The sequence below is a fragment of the Verminephrobacter aporrectodeae subsp. tuberculatae genome (assembly GCF_026127385.1).
Taxonomy (GTDB): Bacteria; Pseudomonadota; Gammaproteobacteria; order Burkholderiales; family Burkholderiaceae_C; genus Acidovorax; species Acidovorax aporrectodeae.
This window is the reverse complement of record NZ_QZCX01000001.1, coordinates 1,460,003-1,476,777: the sequence shown is the minus strand read 5'-3', so window position 1 is coordinate 1,476,777 and position 16,775 is coordinate 1,460,003. Positions and strand designations below refer to the sequence as shown.

The 16,775-nt window shown below is 66.7% G+C and carries 14 protein-coding genes; all 14 read right to left on the bottom strand.

What is annotated here, in order from left to right:
• Positions 1 to 4 precede the first annotated feature (4 nt).
• Positions 5 to 1,000, bottom strand: coding sequence for an L-threonate dehydrogenase (gene ltnD, locus D5041_RS06380; protein ID WP_265284390.1), 996 nt, complete (start codon positions 998 to 1,000; stop codon positions 5 to 7).
• Positions 1,001 to 1,084: 84 nt separating this feature from the next.
• Positions 1,085 to 1,918, bottom strand: coding sequence for a carbohydrate ABC transporter permease (locus D5041_RS06375; RefSeq protein ID WP_265284130.1), 834 nt, complete (start codon positions 1,916 to 1,918; stop codon positions 1,085 to 1,087).
• A complete protein-coding gene (locus D5041_RS06370) occupies positions 1,915 to 2,808 on the bottom strand; it encodes a carbohydrate ABC transporter permease (protein ID WP_265284129.1) in 894 nt (297 codons plus the stop codon). Before D5041_RS06370 ends, D5041_RS06375 begins: the two co-directional genes overlap by 4 nt.
• 22 nt (positions 2,809 to 2,830) lie before the next feature.
• Positions 2,831 to 4,165 carry an ABC transporter substrate-binding protein gene (locus tag D5041_RS06365; protein ID WP_265284128.1) on the bottom strand — a complete coding sequence of 445 codons (1,335 nt, stop codon included), beginning with the start codon at positions 4,163 to 4,165 and terminating at the stop codon, positions 2,831 to 2,833.
• 88 nt (positions 4,166 to 4,253) lie between these two features.
• Positions 4,254 to 4,637, bottom strand: coding sequence for a VOC family protein (locus tag D5041_RS06360; protein WP_265284127.1), 384 nt, complete (start codon positions 4,635 to 4,637; stop codon positions 4,254 to 4,256).
• A gap of 176 nt (positions 4,638 to 4,813) precedes the next feature.
• Positions 4,814 to 5,860: an ABC transporter ATP-binding protein gene (locus D5041_RS06355; RefSeq protein ID WP_265284126.1), complete on the bottom strand. Its 1,047-nt coding sequence runs from the start codon at positions 5,858 to 5,860 to the stop codon at positions 4,814 to 4,816.
• Entirely contained in the window at positions 5,857 to 6,840 is a 984-nt protein-coding gene (locus tag D5041_RS06350; RefSeq protein ID WP_010105752.1) for an ABC transporter ATP-binding protein, read from the bottom strand. The genes D5041_RS06355 and D5041_RS06350 overlap by 4 nt, the downstream gene beginning before the upstream one ends.
• A gap of 15 nt (positions 6,841 to 6,855) precedes the next feature.
• Positions 6,856 to 7,767, bottom strand: a complete 912-nt coding sequence (locus D5041_RS06345; RefSeq protein ID WP_265257947.1) for an ABC transporter permease — start codon at positions 7,765 to 7,767, stop codon at positions 6,856 to 6,858.
• A 31-nt stretch (positions 7,768 to 7,798) separates the two neighbouring features.
• Entirely contained in the window at positions 7,799 to 9,373 is a 1,575-nt protein-coding gene (locus tag D5041_RS06340; protein ID WP_265284125.1) for an ABC transporter substrate-binding protein, read from the bottom strand.
• 80 nt (positions 9,374 to 9,453) lie between these two features.
• On the bottom strand, positions 9,454 to 10,671 hold the full coding sequence (locus D5041_RS06335) for a M20 aminoacylase family protein (protein ID WP_010105745.1): 1,218 nt from the start codon (positions 10,669 to 10,671) through the stop codon (positions 9,454 to 9,456).
• The gene (locus D5041_RS06330) at positions 10,671 to 11,651 is read right to left on the bottom strand and encodes an ABC transporter permease (RefSeq protein WP_010105742.1); all 981 of its coding nucleotides are present in this window, start codon (positions 11,649 to 11,651) and stop codon (positions 10,671 to 10,673) included. The genes D5041_RS06335 and D5041_RS06330 overlap by 1 nt, the downstream gene beginning before the upstream one ends.
• A 58-nt stretch (positions 11,652 to 11,709) precedes the next feature.
• Entirely contained in the window at positions 11,710 to 13,293 is a 1,584-nt protein-coding gene (locus D5041_RS06325) for an ABC transporter substrate-binding protein (RefSeq protein WP_265284124.1), read from the bottom strand.
• A gap of 174 nt (positions 13,294 to 13,467) precedes the next feature.
• The gene (locus D5041_RS06320) at positions 13,468 to 15,048 is read right to left on the bottom strand and encodes an ABC transporter substrate-binding protein (protein ID WP_265284123.1); all 1,581 of its coding nucleotides are present in this window, start codon (positions 15,046 to 15,048) and stop codon (positions 13,468 to 13,470) included.
• A gap of 136 nt (positions 15,049 to 15,184) precedes the next feature.
• A complete protein-coding gene (locus tag D5041_RS06315) occupies positions 15,185 to 16,765 on the bottom strand; it encodes an ABC transporter substrate-binding protein (RefSeq protein ID WP_265284122.1) in 1,581 nt (526 codons plus the stop codon).
• Positions 16,766 to 16,775 lie beyond the last annotated feature (10 nt).

The window sequence follows — 16,775 nt, the reverse complement described above, 5'->3', positions numbered from 1 at the left end:
TTGATCAGGCATCGGGGCCGGTTGGCACGGTGCCCGAAAAATTGCCCGCGTCCGTAGCCTGTGCCTTCGGCAGTTCGATCCCCGGAAAGATCTTGATCACCGCACTGTCGTCCTCCTTCGCGAAGCCCGCCGTAGACGCCTGCATGAACATCTGGTGCGCCGTCGAGGCCAGCGGCAACGGAAACTTGCTGGCGCGCGCCGTGTCGAGCACCAGACCCAAATCCTTGACGAAGATGTCTACCGCCGAGAGCGGCGTGTAGTCGGCCGCGAGCACGTGCGCCATGCGGTTCTCGAACATCCAGCTGTTTCCGGCGCTGTGCGTGATCACCTCGTAGAGCGCTGCGGCGTCAACCCCCGCGCGCAGGCCCAGCGCCATCGCCTCGGCAGCCGCCGCGATGTGCACGCCGGCCAGCAGCTGGTTGATGATCTTCACCTGGCTGCCCACGCCCGCGCGCTCGCCCAGGCGGTAGACCTTGCCGGCCATGGCCTCGAGCACCGCGCCCGCGCGCGCATAGGCTTGCGGCCTGGCTGACGACATCACCGTCATTTGCCCGGCAGCGGCCTTGGCGGCGCCGCCGGAGATCGGCGCGTCGATGTAGTGAATGCCGACCTGGCCCAAGCGCTCCTCGAGCGCGACCGACCAGTTCGGATCCACCGTGGAGCACATGATGAAGGTGCTCTCGGGCTTCATCGCCGCGGCGGCACCGCCTGCGCCGAACAGCACGGACTCGGTCTGCGCCGCGTCAACGACGACGCTCACCAGCACCTCGCAGGCCGCTGCGACTTCGGCCGGGGTGCCGCAGGCGACGCCGCCCTGCGCGGCGAAGGCCGCCGCCGCGCCCGGCCGCAGGTCGCACGCATGCACCTCGTAGCCGTTGGCGCGCAGTGTCCGCGCGATGCCGGCGCCCATCGCGCCCAGGCCGATGATTCCGACTTTCTTCACCACGGGACGCACAGATTCTCCCGGGATGCGCGCGCAGGCTCCGGCCTGGAGCGCCATGCCGTCGGGTCCGAAGCCGGTCCCGACGGACGAGTCAATCAACGCTTGTCGGTCCATGCTCGATATCCTTGCTTGCTACGGGCCTCAGCCCTTGACGGAACCAGCGGTCAGGCCGGTGATGATTTGCTTGGCCGCAACGAAAGTGAAGATCAGTGGCGGCAGCGCGATGAGCACGCCCGCGGCCATGATCCTTCCCCACTCCACACCGGTGTCGGTGATGTAGTTGGAGATCGACGCGGGCAATGTGCGCGTGATCCGGTTGGTCAGGATGAAGCCCAGGATGAACTCGTTCCACGCGAGCCGGAAGGTGAAGATCGCTGCTGCGGCCAGTCCCGGCCGCAGCAGCGGCAGAACGATCTTGTAGAACACCTTGAAGGGACCGCAACCGTCGATGGCTGCGGCCTCCTCGAGTTCCACCGGCACCTGGTCGATGAAGCCGTAGAGCAGCCAGATGGTGAACGGAAGATTCAATGCCACGTACACCAGCACCACGCCCGAGAGCGTGTCCCCGATGCCCCAGTCCGACCAGATGACGAACACGGGCACCGCGAGCACGGCCGGCGGCAGGGTGCGCAGGATCAGCGTCGAATAGCTCAGCGGTGCGCGGCCCAGGAAGCGGAAACGCGCCATCGCGTAGGCGCACATGCTGCCCAGCGTCAGCGTGATGAGCGTCGCGCAAAGCGAGACCTTCAGGCTGTTGAGCATGTAGCGGTCGATGTGCTGGTCCTGGATCACCGCGCGGTAGTTCTCCAGGGTCGGCGCAAACAGCCAGGACCACCGCGTGTCGAATATCTGCGCCTCGGTCTTCACCGAGGTCAACGCCATGATCAGCATCGGCAGCAGGCAGGCAGCGGCCAGCAGCGTCAGGATCGTGTAGTGCAGCGGCGAGCCGCGCGGCGTGGCTTCGGCGTGGGTCATCGACGGGACGCGGCCTTGAGGGGGTTGGAGATCAGCAGGATCGCAAGCGACAGCGCCGACACGATGACCAACAGCAGGATCGACAGCGCGGCCGAGTAGCCCAGCTTCTGGCTGATGAATGCCGCCTTGAAGATGTGCAGCGAGAACAGTTCCGTGCTCAGGCCCGGGCCGCCAAAGGTCATGACGTAGATCACCTCCAGGCTGCGGAAGCCGTCGATCATGCGCGCCAGCAGCGTCACGATGAGGATCGGCTGGACGATCGGGAGCTTCACGCGCACGATTTGCTGCCACCCGTTGGCGCCGTCCATGCGCGCTGCATCGAGCACGCTCTCGTCGAGCCCCTGCAGGCCGGCGAGCACCATGATCAGCACGAAGGGCGTCCACTGCCAGACGTCGGTGAGCACCATCGCGCCGAAGGCCAGCGCCGGGCTGGCGAGCCATGCCTGCGGCGCGATGCCGACCCACGCGAGCGCCTGGTTGATGGGGCCGAAGTTGGCGTCGAACAGGTAGCGCCAGATCAGGCCGACGCAGATCGGCGCGATCATCATCGGCAAAACGAAGAGGGAGCGGAAAAAGCGCATCCCGCGGACCGGTTTTTCGAGGAAGAGCGCGAGCGCCACGCCGAGCAGCAGCTCTGCCGTGACGGCGATGAACACGAAGGCCAGGGTGACTCCCATGGAGGTCCAGACCTGCGGGGACTCGAGCATCTGGACGAAGGCCTCGATCCCGACGAAGCGTGCGGTATCGAAATCCGTCCCCATCGGCCAGTCGTAGAAACTGAGCCGCACCGCGTTGGCGATCGGGTACACCAGCCCCGCGAGCATGACGAGCAGCGCAGGCAGGATGTAGGCATACGGCGTCAAACGCGCCATGCGTGCTGCCGGGGTCATCGGGGTTTGCGGGGTTTGCGCGTCAGTTCCTGATCCACCCGCCCTTGCGCAGCACGTCCTCGGCGTTCTTCACGACCGCGTCGAGCGCCTGCTTTGCGGGCCGGCTCCCGGCAATCACGTCGGACAGGGCCTGGCCGAGGATCTGCTGGCTGATGTGGTCCCACTCGGGGATCAACGGCCGCCAATCGGGGTTGGTGATCTTCAGTGCCGCGCGCAGGGCGGGTATCTCGATGGCGTACTTCTTGCCGACGTCGGCGTTGTCCACCGTGCTCCAGCGGTTGATGTTGCCGCCGGCCAGACCGATCTTCAGGTCCGCCTGCTTGCTGGTCATCCACTGCATGAAGAGGAAGGCGGCGTCCTTGTTGCGCGCGTTCCGGGGGATCGCCAGCGCGAATCCGCCGCTTTGGGCCGAATGCTGCGTGCCCTTCGGATGCACCGCGTAGCCGACCTTGCCGACGATCTTGCTCTTCGCCGGGTCCCGCACCGGGCCGAATACCGAAACCGAATCGAGGTACATCGCCGCCTGTCCCTGCAGGAACGCGTTCTGCATCTCGCCGAAACCATAGCTCGGGATTCCGGCCGGCCCGGTCTCGACGATCTCCCGGAGCACTTGCGCCGCGCGCACGCCCTGCGCGTTGTTGAAGGCCGCGCGCCAGTTGCCGTCGAACACCGCACCGCCATGCGGCGTCAGATGCAGCAGCCAGGCCGCAGTGACCTGATGGCCGGTCTGCCCGCGCGAGGTCAGGCCGCCGATGCCCTCCCGGTCCCTGATGGTGTGGCAGGCCCGGAGCAACTCGTCGTAGGTCTTGGGCACCGCGATCCCGTGCTTTTCCAGGATGTCGGCGCGGTAGGCCAGAACGCCGGTCTCCGCGCCGAACGGAATGCCGTAGGGCCGCGCGCCGGGTCCGGGCAGGTACGTCTTCGGGCCGCCCACCAGGGCGTTCGTCTCCCAATACCTGGTGATGATGTCGTTCTGGTCCCAGGCGGGATCGGCGAGCGCCTTGTTGCCGAAGTACGGCTCCAGCGACTCCAGCAGGTTCTTCTTCACGTACTCGGTCTTCCACATCACCACGTAGACGATCACGTCGTAGTCGCCATGGCCCTTCTTGCCCATTTCGAGCACCTGCTTGTCCTTCATGCGCAGGTACTGCATCTTGTCGCGCTCGACCCGGATTCCGGTCGTGGCACTGAACTCGGCGAACAGCTTCTCGGCTTGGTCGTAGTGCGGGTGCGCCGGGTAGTTGACGACGAGGGTCTGGCCCCGGTACTTGGCGTAGCGGTCCTGCGCCACCGTGTGGACCCAGGGCCCGAGCGCCGCGCCGGCTGCGACGCCTTGCAGCAGGCCACGCCTTTTCATGCGCTTGTCCCCGGTCGCCGGGTCAGCGCCGGCTGCGGCGTACCGGCCGGGCCGAGCGCGAAGCCCACACGGGCGCAGGGCGCGGACATCAGTACGCCACCGCTCGGGTCGAGGGGCCGGCCAGCGCGAGCTCGGCGGCGTCGAAAGTGAGCTCGATCCTGAGTCCCACGGGGTCGCGCAAGAAAAGCTGGTGCAGCGCAACGCCCGGCACCGATGCCTCCTGCCAATCGACGCCCTGCGCCGCGAGGTGTTCGCGTGCGCTCTTCAGGCCGCAGGTGCGCAGCGAGACGTGGTTCAGCTTGCCCGTGGGCAACGCATCCGCTGGTGCAGGCTCGCCGTCGGGCGCATTCCCGGCCAGGTGCACGAGCGCCTGCGCGTCGGCGTACAGCCAGTGCCCGGGAAACGGGAACGGTGGCCGGTCTCCCTCGCGCAAGCGCAGGACCCGCGAGTAGAAATCCAGCAGAACGGGCAAGCTGTCTGCAGCAACCCGCAAAGTGAAGTGATCGATCTGGACGGCTCTCATCCGCGTGCCTCCGAGATGGCCATCATGCGGCTTGCGGGAGCCCCTGCGCATACTCGTTTTCACCAGGGTGAAGAATCCGGCGCTGCGCGCATGCGTCGGCGCGCACGCCGCGCACGGGCGGGAATTCAAACCCGCCCCTCCTGCACCGCATGGCAGGCGATCCGTATGCCGCCCAGGCTCTGGAGCTGCGGCCGCTCGGCGCGGCAGCGCGCATTCGCATGCGGGCAGCGCGGGTTGAAGGCGCAGCCCGGCGGCGGGTTCAACGGGTTCGGCACCTCGCCCTGCACCGGCGTGCGCGGGCGGCCCGTGTCGTGCATCTTCGGGATGGCGTCGAGCAGCATGCGCGTGTAGGGGTGGCGCGGCGCGTCGAACAGCTGGCGCTTGTCCGCGAGCTCCACCAGACGGCCCAGGTACATCACGCCCACTTGGTCGCTCACATGGCGCACCACGGCCAAGTTGTGGCTGATGAACAGATAGGTCAGCTGCCGCTGGCGCTGCAGGTCCTTCATGATGTTCAGCACCTGCGCCTGCACCGACACGTCGAGCGCCGAGGTGGGCTCGTCGCAGACCAGGAACTCGGGCTCGGTGGCCAGCGCCCGCGCGATCGAGATGCGCTGGCGCTGGCCGCCCGAGAACTGGTGCGGGTACTTCGCCATGTCCTGCGGCGACAGGCCCACGGACCCGAGCAGTTCGCCCACGCGCTGCGCGAGGGCGGCCTTGTCCGTCACCAGCCCATGCTCGTGCAACGGCTCGCCGACGATGTCTGCCACCTGCCAGCGCGGGTTCAGGCTCGCGTAGGGGTCCTGGAAGATCATCTGGATGCGCCGCCGCATGGCGCGCGCGCCGCGGCCCTGGAACGCGGCGTGCGCGTCCTGGCCGTCGAACACGAAGCCGCCGCGCGTGGGCGGGTACAGGCCCACGAGCAGGCGGGCGACCGTGCTCTTGCCGCAGCCGGACTCGCCCACCAGCGCCAGCGTCTTGCCCCTCTCGATGCCGAAGTCCACGCCGTCTACCGCGTGCAGCAGCGTGCGCGGCCGGCGCTCGAGCACGCGGTTCAGCCAGGGGGCGGAGACGTCGAAGGTCTTCGCCAGGTCGTGCGCCTGCACGAGGGGCGGGGCGGCGTTGCCCGGGTCATTGGCAGCGGCGCCGGCGGCGGGAGCGGCGGCGCTCATGCGGCCTCCTGCGCTTGCGTGGCGCCGGCGTGCAGCCAGCAGGCGGCGCGGGTGGCGCCGGCGGGCAGCAACTCGGGGCGCTCGCTCAGGCAGCGCGCATGGGCCCTGGGGCAGCGCGGGTTGTACGCGCAGCCTGCGGGAATGGCGTTCAGGCGGGGCATGGCGCCGTCGATCTGGTTCAGGCGCTCGCGCTCCTGCGTCATGTCCGGGATGGAGGCCATCAGGCCGCTGGTATAGGGATGCGCGGGCCGGTTGATGACCTCGTGCACCGGGCCGATCTCGGCCACACGGCCGGCGTACAGCACGGCCACCTGGTCGCAGGTCTCGGCGATCACGCCCATGTCGTGCGTGATCAGCATCACGGCCGCGCCGCGCGATCGGCAAATGTTTTTCAGCAGCGTGATGATCTGCGCCTGTATCGACACGTCGAGCGCCGTCGTCGGCTCGTCGGCGACGATGAGTTGCGGCTCGGCGGCCAGCGCCAGCGCAATCACCACGCGCTGGCGCATGCCGCCGGAGAACTGGTGCGGGTAGTGATCGATGCGCTGCGCAGCGGCGGGAATTCCGGTGTCCTGGAGCAGCGCAATGGCGCGCTGGCGGGCCTCGGCGGGCGTCACGGGCAGGTGCGTCAAAATGGTTTCGCTGAGCTGGCGGCCCACCGTGTACAGCGGGTTCAGCGAGGTCAGCGGGTCCTGGAAGACCGCGCCGATGCGCCGGCCGCGGATATGGCGCAGCTGCTCGTTGTCGAGATTGTCGATGCGCCGGCCTTCGAGCAGGATCTGGCCCGACGCCACCCGGCCCGGCGGCTCCAGCAGTCCGATGATGGCCGCGCCCGTGAGCGATTTGCCGGCGCCTGACTCGCCGACCACGCCCAGGATTTCGCCGGGGGCGATGGAGAAGCTGATGTCGTCGAGCGCGCGCAGCGTGCCGCGGCGGCCCGGGAATTCGACGACGAGGTTTTTGACTTCCAGAAGCGGCATGGGGGCACCGGTTGTTCAGCGCAGGCGCGGGTTCAGGGCATCACGCAGCCAGTCGCCCAGCAGGTTGACCGACAGGGCGATGAGCACCAGCATGGCGCCGGGGAATACGGTAATCCACCATTCGCCCGAGAACAGGTAGTCGTTGCCGATGCGGATCAGCGTTCCCAGCGAGGGCGAGGTGGGCGGCGCGCCGACGCCCAGAAAGGACAGCGTGGCCTCGGTGATGATGGCCGTCGCCACCTGTATCGTGGCCAGCACCAGCACCGGCCCCAGGACGTTGGGCAGCACGTGGCGGCGCATGATGCGCAGCGGGGAGACGCCGGTCACGCGCGCGGCCTGCACGTATTCCTTGTTGCGCTCGACCAGCGTCGAGCCGCGCACCGTGCGCGCGTACTGCACCCAGCCGGTGAGCGAGATGGACAGGATCAGCACGCCAAAGGCCAGCGACTCGTGGGCATGGGGAAACAAGGCCCGGCCGACGCCGGCAATCAGCAGCGCCACGAGGATCGCGGGGAAGGACAGCATCACGTCGCACAGGCGCATCAGCACGGCGTCCACCCAGCCGCCGCGAAAGCCGGCGAGCAGCCCGAAGCTCACGCCGACGCACACCGACAGCAGCACCGAAGCGAGTCCCACGATGAGCGAGATGCGCGCGCCGTAGATCAGCGCGGAGAGGATGTCGCGCCCCTGGTCGTCGGTCCCCAGCAGGTACTTCATCGAACCCTCTGCGGCCCAGGCGGGGGGGCGCCGCGCATCGCCGAGTTCGAGCGTGCTCAGGTCAAAGGGGTTGTGCGGCGCGACCCATCCGGCAAACACCGAACAGAACACGCAGAGCAGCGCAACCGCCGCGGCCAGCATGGCCACCGGCGAACTGCGAAAGCTGTGGACGATATCGCTGTCCAGCCAGCGGGCAAGGCTTGTTTTCATTGCGGCAATCGTGCGCGGCGCTGCGGGTGGGTCACGGGTTGATGCGCATCCATTTGAACTGCATCGTGTTGTCCGCCATCTGCACGAGCTGGACGTTCCTCTTCACACCCCAGGCCAGCACCTGCTGGTGCAGGGGCAGGTGGCCAATGTCCGCGGCGTGCAGTTCGAACGCTTCCCTGATCAGGGCGTTGCGCCGGGTCTTGTCGTTTTCGGACTGGATCCTGAGCGTCAGCTCGTCGAGCTTGGGGTTGCAGTACGCGCCCAGGTTGTACTGGCCGGAGCCGGCCTCGTCCGGGCAGTGCATCAGTGCGTTCAGCGCGTTGTGCGCGTCCGAGGTCGGCGGCGTCCAGCCGAGCAGGTAGAAGCTGGTGTCGCGGCGCAGGATCTTGGGGAAGTACGAGCCCTTGGTCTCGGCCTGCAGCTTGATCCTGACGTGGATGCGCGCCAGATTCGCCGCAACCGTCTGGCAGATGCGGCTGTCGTTCACGTAGCGGTCGTTCGGGCAGTTCATCGCGACTTCAAAGCCATTCGGGTAGCCCGCTTCGAGCATCAGTTTCTTCGCCGCTTCCACGTCGTAGGGCAGGCGTTTGGCGTCGGGCTGGAAGCCATTCACGCCCGGGCCCACCATCAGCGCCGACGGGTTGGACGCGCCGCGCATCACGCTGCGCTTGATGCCCTCGATGTCGATCGCCTGGTAGAAGGCCTGGCGCACGCGCCGGTCCTTGAAGGGGTTTTTTCCCTTCACGTCGGCGTAGAGCAGTTCGTCGCGCTTCTGATCCATTCCCAGGAAAAGCGTGCGCAGCTCGGGGCCGGTGACCACGCGGGTGTCGGCGCCGCGGTTCACGCGCTCGATGTCCTGCACCGGGACCGGCTCCATGACGTCCACCTGCCCCGAGAGCAGGGCCGCAACCCGGGTGGCCTCGTTGCCTATGGGCAGGTACACCACCTCGCTGGCGTTCCCCTCGATCTGGCCCCAGTAGCTGCCATTGCGCGTGAACACGGTGCGCACACTGGGCTGGCGCTCGCGCAGGCGAAAGGGTCCGGTGCCGTTGGCACGGAACGAGGCCGCGTTCTCTATGCCCTTGCGGCGGTCCACCGGCCCCAGCGCCTGGTTCGCCTCGCACCATTTCCGGCTCATGACGTACACGCGCGTGAGCGCGTCGGGCAGGATGGGGAACGGCGCCTTGGTCTCGATCTCCACGGTGTAGTCGTCGATCTTGCGCACCTCCTTGAATTCATTGCTGTAGGTCTTCATGTCCGAGCCTTCGACCTGGGTGCGCGCCAGGCTGAACACCACGTCGGCGGCGGTAAAGGGGGTGCCGTCATGGAATTGCACGCCCCGGCGCAAATCGAAACGCCATACGGTGGGCGCCGTTTGCTTCCAGCGGGTAGCCAGCATGGGGGCCAGGCTCATGTCCTTGTTGCGCCCGACCAGTGGCTCGTACAGGTTGCCGGTGACGCTCAGTTGCAGCGTTTCGTCGAAGGAATGCGGGTCCATGGAGAGCGCGTCGCCCTGGTTCGCGATGCGGATCGTCTGCGCATGCGCCGCCAGACCCGCCATTGCCAGCGTGGCAGCGGCCACAGCGGCTTTCCTTCGGAATTTCATGGCAAATCTCCTGCTGCCCCCAAAGGGGACGAAAAAAGGGGTGGAACTTGCGGCTGGCATGACTCGGCTGCGCCCCGCCTTCAGGGCGCGGCCAGCGGCATCGCCCGCTCGATCAGGCCGGCGTGCAGCGCGGCGCCCAGCGGCAGGATGTCGTCGTTGAAATCGTAGCGGCTGTTGTGCAGGGCGCTGCCGCTGGCACCCGCGCCCTGGCCGATGCGCAGATAGGCCCCGGGGACGGTCTGGAGCATGAACGCGAAATCCTCGGAGCCCATGCTGGGTTCGATATCGCGCAGCACGTGGTCCGCGCCCACCAGGGACTCGGCCACGTCGCCGGCAAACAGGGACTCGCTCTCGCTGTTGATCGTGGCCGGATACATGCGCTCGTAGTGCACGCTGGCGCTGGCGCCCAGGCCCAGGGCGATCGCGGGGCACAGTTCCTTGAGGCGCTTTTCCACCATCTCCTGCACCTGCGGGTCGAAGCTGCGCACGGTGCCCACCAGCTTCGCCGTTGCGGGCAGCACGCTGAACGCGCCCAGGTCGCCCGCCTGCACGGCGCACAGGCTGAGCACGGCGCTGTCGATGGGCCGCACATTGCGCGCCACGATGCTCTGCGCGGCCGTGACGATGTGCGCGGCGACCAGCACCACGTCCACGGTCTGGTAGGCGTGCGCGCCGTGGCCGCCGCGGCCCGTGATCTCGATGGTGACGCGGTCGGCCGCAGCCATCATCGGGCCGGAGTTGATTCCCACGGTGCCGGGGGGGAGCGCCGGCCAGTTGTGCATGGCAAAGATGGACTGCACCGCAAAGCGCTCGAACAGGCCGTCGTCCATCATCGCGCGCGCGCCGGCGTAGCCCTCTTCGCCCGGCTGGAACACGAGCACCGCCGTGCCGTCGAAGTTGCGCGTTTGCGCCAGATAGCGCGCCGCGCCCACGAGCATGGCGGTGTGGCCGTCGTGCCCGCAGCCGTGCATGAGCCCTTGCTTGCACGACTTCCAGGCGAAGTCGTTGTGCTCCGCCAGGGGCAGGGCGTCCATGTCGGCGCGCAGTCCCACCAGGGAACCGCTGGAGGTGCTGCGGCCCCGGATCACGCCGACCACGCCCGTGCGCCCCATGCCCTCGTGGATCTCGTCAACCCCGCACAGCGCGAGGGCTTCCTTCACGCGCCGGCTGGTATAGACCTCTTCAAAACCGAGCTCGGGGTGCGCGTGCAGGTCGCGCCGCAACGCGGTCAGCTCGGAATGGTATTGGGCGATATGCGCAAACGGCCGCCCACCCGCCTTCAGACGCACGGCTTGCATCAATGGCCTCCCGCCTTGTCCACGCGCAGACGGGGATCGACGGCAAAGTACAGCAGGTCCACCACCAGATTGATCAGCACGAAGATCAGGGCGATCAGGCACAGATAGGCGGCCATCACGGGAATGTCGGCAAAGGTCACGGCCTGTATGAACAACAGGCCCATTCCGGGCCACTGGAACACCGTCTCGGTGATGATGGCAAACGCAATCAGGCCGCCGAGTTGCAGCCCGGTAATGGTCATCACGGGAACCAGCGTGTTCTTGAGCGCGTGGCCAAAGTAGATGGCGCGGTTCGTGAGGCCGCGGGCGCGCGCAAACTTGATGTAGTCGGTGCGCAGCACCTCGAGCATCTCCGCGCGCACCAGCCGCATGATCAGCGTGAGCTGAAAAATGGCCAGCGTGGTCGCCGGCAAGACAATGTGGTGCCAGCCCTTGGCCTTGAGCAGCCCGGTGCTCCAGCCCCCGAGTTGCACCACCTCGCCCCGGCCAAAACTCGGGAACCAGCCCAGGGTCACGGAGAACACCAGGATCAGCAGGATGCCGATCAGAAAGGTCGGCAACGACACCCCGAGCAGCGAGAGCATCATGAACAGCTGGCTGGTGAACGTGCCGCGCCGCAGGGCCGCGTACACCCCCATGGGAACGCCGATCGCCAGCGCCAGCAGCGCGGCCACCAGGGCCAGTTCCAGCGTCGCGGGGAAGCGCTCGGCGATCAGGCGCGACACCTTCGCCCCCTGGCGCAGGCTCAGGCCGAACTCGCCCTGCACCGCGTTCAGCAGGAAATGCCAGAACTGCACGACGAAGGATTGGTCCAGCCCGAGGGCGCTGCGCAGTTCGCGGATCTGCTGCGCCGTGGCGTCCTGCCCGAGCAGGAAAACCACGGGGTCTCCGACGTGCTGGAACAGCAGGAAGGAGATGAAGGCCACCGTGACCATGACGGCCACCGCCTGAATCAGGCGACGCAATACGAAGGCAAGCATCGGAGGGTCGGGTGACTATTCAATGGGTGCGCCACGGCTGTGCTTGCGGGCAGGGGAGTCAGTTCACCCGGACCATGCGGATGTCCACGCGGTTATCCGCGCGGTGCACGAGATCGACGTTCCGCTTCATCGCCCAGGGGATCACCTGGTCGTGCAAGGGGATGTGCGATACGGTGTCGTTGGACAGCTGCAGCGCCTCGGTGAGCATGCGCGCGCGCACGGGCGCGTCCGTCTCCACCTTGATGCGGTCCACGAGGTAGTCCATGCGCGGATGGCTGTAGCGGCCCATGTTGTTGTTCCCGTCCACCGAGCTTTCGCCCTTCGTGCGCACCAGCGATTGCAGGCCGTTCAGCGCGTCGAACGTGGCCACGCCCCAGCCCAGCATGTAGATGCTGGCCTCGTAGCGCTTGACCATCGGAAAGTAGCTCACGAGCGGCAAGGTGCGCAGCCTGGCCCTCACGCCCACACGCGACCACATGGCCGTGACGGCCTGGCAAATGGCCTCGTCGTTGATGTAGCGATTGTTCGGGCAGGCAAAGTCCACCTCGAAGCCGTCCGGGTAGCCGGCCTCGGCGAGCAGCTTCTTGGCCGCCTCGACGCTGTACGGCAGCCGCTTGCCGACCGCCTCGGTATAGCCAGCCACCATGGGCGCCACGAGGGTGCCGTTGGGTCTGCCCAGGCCGCGCATGATGCTGCGCGCAATCGCCTCCGCGTCGATGGCCTGGTACAGGGCCCGGCGCACGCGCACGTCCTTGAGCGGGTTCCTGCCCTGGATGTTCGAGCCCGGCAGTTCCTCGCGGAACTGGTCCATGCCGAGAAGAATGGTGCGGAATTCCAGTCCATCGACCACTTTCATTTCGGGGTTGGCACGCAGCCGCGCCAAGTCCTGCGGCGCGGGGTCGAGCACCATGTCCACCTCCCCAGAAAGCAGCGCCGCGATGCGCGTCGCGGCGGACTTGATCGGGAGATAGACCATCTCGCTCACGTCGCCCTCCATCGTGCCCCACCAGTGGGGGTTGCGCTTGAACACCATCTTCACGTCGGGCTGCCACGATTCCAGCATGTAGGGCCCGGTTCCCATGGCATTGCGGTGCGCGAAGTTTTCCTCCGTGCTCGTGAGTTCCTTGGGATCGAGCGACTGGTTCTTCTGCGCCCAGGAGCGGCTCATGATGCGCAGCTCCGTCAGCTGGCGCAGCAGCACCGGATTCGGCGCGGACAGGAAGATGTCGATGGTCCGGGAATCCACCTTGACGACCTTGCCGATGCCCTGCGCGAACAGCGCGAACGCCGAGGTCCTGGCCATCGCACGCTGCAAGGAAAACACGGCGTCGTCGGCGCTGAACGCCGAGCCGTCATGGAACTTCACGTCCGGGCGCAGCGCGAACCGCACTTGCGTGGGGCTGATTTCCTTCCAGGAACTTGCCAGCGCAGGCTCCACCGCGAAGGTTCTGCTGTTGTAGTAGACCAGGCTCTCGTAGACATACGCGTGCAAGCCGTTTTGCAGCGAAATGTTCTGGGTATGAATGTCCCAGGACCCCACCTCGGACTGGCTGGTCCATGTGAAGGTTTTCGCGTGCAGTGCGGGCGCAAGCAGCAGCGCTGCCGCGGCAGCCATGGACAGGAAACGGTATTTGGATTGCATGGACCAGGCTCGATTTTCAAGGTTTCACTGTGCAGCAAAGCCGGCGCTGCGGCCAAGGGGTAATCCCTCTCCCCGGGCAAGCGCATCGGGAGCATCGCATGCAAGGATGGCGCCAAGAATTGGACAAAAGGCACAAAGGAGACAAAGACGCTGCGCGCCGGCTGCGGCAGCGCCTCAGTGCACCCGGACCATGCGGATGTCCACGCGATTATCCGCGCGGTGCACGAGATCGACGTTCCGCTTCATGGCCCAGGGGATCACCTGGTCGTGCAAGGGGATGTGCGATACGGTGTCGTTGGACAGTTGCAGCGCCTCGGTGAGCATGCGCGCGCGCACGGGCGCGTCCGTCTCCACCTTGATGCGGTCCACGAGGTAGTCCATGCGCGGGTGGCTGTAGCGGCCCAGGTTGTAGTAGCCGTCGGCACCCGCGCCCACCGTGCGCACCAGCGATTGCAGGCTGTTCAGCGCGTCGAACGTGGTCACCCCCCAGCCCAGCATGTAGATGCTGGCTTCCTGGCGCTTGATCATCGGAAAGTAGCTCACGAGCGGCAAGGTGCGCAGCCTGGCCCTCACGCCCACACGCGACCACATGGCCGTGACGGCCTGGCAAATGGCCTCGTCGTTGATGTAGCGATTGTTCGGGCAGGCAAAGTCCACCTCGAAGCCGTCCGGGTAGCCGGCCTCGGCGAGCAGCTTCTTGGCCGCCTCGACGCTGTACGGCAGGCGCTTGCCCACCGCCTCGGTATAGCCCGCGACCATGGGCGCCACGAGGGTGCCGTTGGGTCTGCCCAGGCCGCGCATGATGCTGCGCGCAATCGCCTCCGCGTCGATGGCCTGGTACAGGGCCCGGCGCACGCGCACGTCCTTGAGCGGGTTCCTGCCCTGGACGTTCGAGCCCGGCAGTTCCTCGCGGAACTGGTCCATGCCGAAAAAAATGGTGCGGTACTCCTGCCCATCGAGCACCTTCAACTCAGGGTTGGCACGCAGACGCGCCAGATCCTGCGGTGCGGGGTCGAGCACCAGGTCCACCGCCCCCGACAGCAGCGCCGCGATGCGCGTCGCGGCGGACTTGATCGGGATATAGACCATCTCGCTCACGTCGCCCTCCATCGCGCCCCACCAGTGGGGGTTGCGCTTGAACACCATCTTCACGTCGGGCTGCCACGATTCCAGCATGTAGGGCCCGGTTCCCATGGCATTGCGGTGCGCGAAGTTTTCCTCCGTGCCCTTGATGTCCTTGGGATCGAGCGACTGGTTCTTCTGCGCCCAGGAGCGGCTCATGATGCGCAGTTCCGTCAGTTGGCGCAGCAGCACCGGGTTCGGCGCGGACAGGAAGATGTCGATGCTGCGGGAATCCACCTTGACGACCCTGTCGATGCCCTGCGCGAACAGCGCGAACGCCGAGGTCTTGGCCATCGCGCGCTGCAAGGAAAACACGGCGTCGTCGGCGCCGAACGCCGAGCCGTCATGGAACTTCACGTCCGGGCGCAGTGCGAACCGCACTTGCGTGGGGCTGATCTCTTTCCAGGAACTTGCCAGCGCAGGCTCCACCGCGAAGCTTCTGCTGTTGTAGTAGACCAGGCTCTCGTAGACGTACGCGTGCAAGCCGTTTTGCAGCGAATTGTTCTGGGTATGAATGTCCCAGGACCCTATCTCGGACTGGCTGGTCCATGTGAAGGTTTTCGCGTGCAATACGGGCGCAAGCAGCAGCGCTGCCGCAGCGGCCATGGACAGGAAACGGTATTTGAATTGCATGGAGCACGCTCGATTTCCAAGGTTTCATTGTGCAGAGCAAAGCCGACGCTGCGGCCAAGAGGACACCCCTCTCCCCGGGCAGGCGTCTTGGGAGCCTCGCACGCAAGGATGGTGCCAAGCCGGCTGCTGCCGCGCCTCAGTGCACCCGGACCATGCGGACGTCCACGCGGTTATCCGCGCGGTGCACGAGATCGACGTTCCGCTTCATCGCCCAGGGGATCACCTGGTCGTGCAAGGGGATGTGCGATACGGTGTCGTTGGACAGTTGCAGCGCCTCGGTGAGCATGCGCGTGCGCACGGGCGCGTCCGTCTCCCCCTTGATGCGGTCCACGAGGTAGTCCATGCGCGGGTGGCTGTAGCGGCCCAGGTTGTAGTTTCCGTCGGCGCCCGCGCCCACCGTGCGCACCAGCGATTGCAGGGTGTTCAGCGCGTCGAACGTGGGTACGCCCCAGCCCAGCATGTAGATGCTGGCCTCGTAGCGCTGGAGCATCGGGAAGTAGCTCACGAGCGGCAAGGTGCGCAGCTTGGCTCTTACGCCCACCCGCGACCACATGGCCGTGACGGCCTGGCAAATGGCCTCGTCGTTGACGTAGCGGTTGTTCGGGCAGGCAAAGTCCACCTCGAAACCGTCCGGGTAGCCGGCCTCGGCGAGCAGCTTCTTGGCCGCTTCGACGCTGTACGGCAGGCGCTTGCCCACCGCCTCGGTATGGCCAGCGACCATGGGCGCCACGAGGGTGCCGTTGGGCTTGCCCAGGCCACGCATGATGTTGCGCGCAATCGCCTCCGCGTCGATGGCCTGGTACAGGGCCCGGCGCACGCGCACGTCCTTGAGCGGGTTCCTGCCCTGGACGTTCGAGCCCGGCAGTTCCTCGCGGAACTGGTCCATGCCGAGAAAAATGGTGCGGAATTCCAGCCCATCAACCACCTTCATTTCGGGGTTGGCACGCAGACGCGCCAAGTCCTGCGGCGCGGGGTCGAGCACCATGTCCAGCTCCCCCGAGAGCAGCGCCGCCATGCGCGTCGCGGCCGACTTGATCGGCGTGTAGACGATCTCGGTCACGTTGCCCTCCATCGTGCCCCACCAGTGGGGGTTGCGCTTGAACACCATCTTCACGTCGGGTTGCCACGATTCCAGCGTGTAGGGCCCGGTTCCCATGGCGTTGCGGTGGGCAAAGTTCTCGTCCCTTCCCTTCATGTCCCGGGGTTCGACCGACTGGTTCTTCCGCGCCCAGGCCCGGCTCATGATGCGCAGTTCCGTCAGCTGGCGCAGCAGCACCGGATTTGGCGCGGAGAGCAGAACGTCGATGGTGTACTCGTCCACCTTGGTGACCTGGCGGATGCCCTGCGCATACGGCGTGAACGTCGATGTCTTGGCCATCGCACGCTGCAAGGAAAACACGGCGTCGTCGGCAGTAAACGCCGAGCCATCGTGGAACCTCACGCCCTGCCGCAGGACGAAGCGCACTTGCGTGGGGCTGATCTCTTTCCAGGACGTCGCCAGCACGGGCTCCACCGCGAAGGTCCTGCTGTTGTGATGGACGAGGCTCTCGTACACGCTGGCATGTATGCCGTTTTGCAAGCCATTGTTTTCGGCGTGGATGTCCCAGGTCGCAACGTCCCCCTGGCTGGCCCATTTGAAGGGCCTGGCGTGCAGTGCGGGCGCAAGCAGCAGCGCCGCCGCGGCGGTCATCGACAGAAACCGGAGCCTGGCTTGCATGACGACTGCG

Coding starts and splice junctions, on each gene's coding strand:
- ltnD (WP_265284390.1), bottom strand. CDS start 1,000: ATGGCGCTCCAGGCCGGAGCCTGCGCGCGCATCCCGGGAGAATCTGTG.
- D5041_RS06375 (WP_265284130.1), bottom strand. CDS start 1,918: ATGACCCACGCCGAAGCCACGCCGCGCGGCTCGCCGCTGCACTACACG.
- D5041_RS06370 (WP_265284129.1), bottom strand. CDS start 2,808: ATGACCCCGGCAGCACGCATGGCGCGTTTGACGCCGTATGCCTACATC.
- D5041_RS06365 (WP_265284128.1), bottom strand. CDS start 4,165: ATGAAAAGGCGTGGCCTGCTGCAAGGCGTCGCAGCCGGCGCGGCGCTC.
- D5041_RS06355 (WP_265284126.1), bottom strand. CDS start 5,860: ATGAGCGCCGCCGCTCCCGCCGCCGGCGCCGCTGCCAATGACCCGGGC.
- D5041_RS06350 (WP_010105752.1), bottom strand. CDS start 6,840: ATGCCGCTTCTGGAAGTCAAAAACCTCGTCGTCGAATTCCCGGGCCGC.
- D5041_RS06345 (WP_265257947.1), bottom strand. CDS start 7,767: ATGAAAACAAGCCTTGCCCGCTGGCTGGACAGCGATATCGTCCACAGC.
- D5041_RS06340 (WP_265284125.1), bottom strand. CDS start 9,373: ATGAAATTCCGAAGGAAAGCCGCTGTGGCCGCTGCCACGCTGGCAATG.
- D5041_RS06335 (WP_010105745.1), bottom strand. CDS start 10,671: ATGCAAGCCGTGCGTCTGAAGGCGGGTGGGCGGCCGTTTGCGCATATC.
- D5041_RS06330 (WP_010105742.1), bottom strand. CDS start 11,651: ATGCTTGCCTTCGTATTGCGTCGCCTGATTCAGGCGGTGGCCGTCATG.
- D5041_RS06325 (WP_265284124.1), bottom strand. CDS start 13,293: ATGCAATCCAAATACCGTTTCCTGTCCATGGCTGCCGCGGCAGCGCTG.
- D5041_RS06320 (WP_265284123.1), bottom strand. CDS start 15,048: ATGCAATTCAAATACCGTTTCCTGTCCATGGCCGCTGCGGCAGCGCTG.
- D5041_RS06315 (WP_265284122.1), bottom strand. CDS start 16,765: ATGCAAGCCAGGCTCCGGTTTCTGTCGATGACCGCCGCGGCGGCGCTG.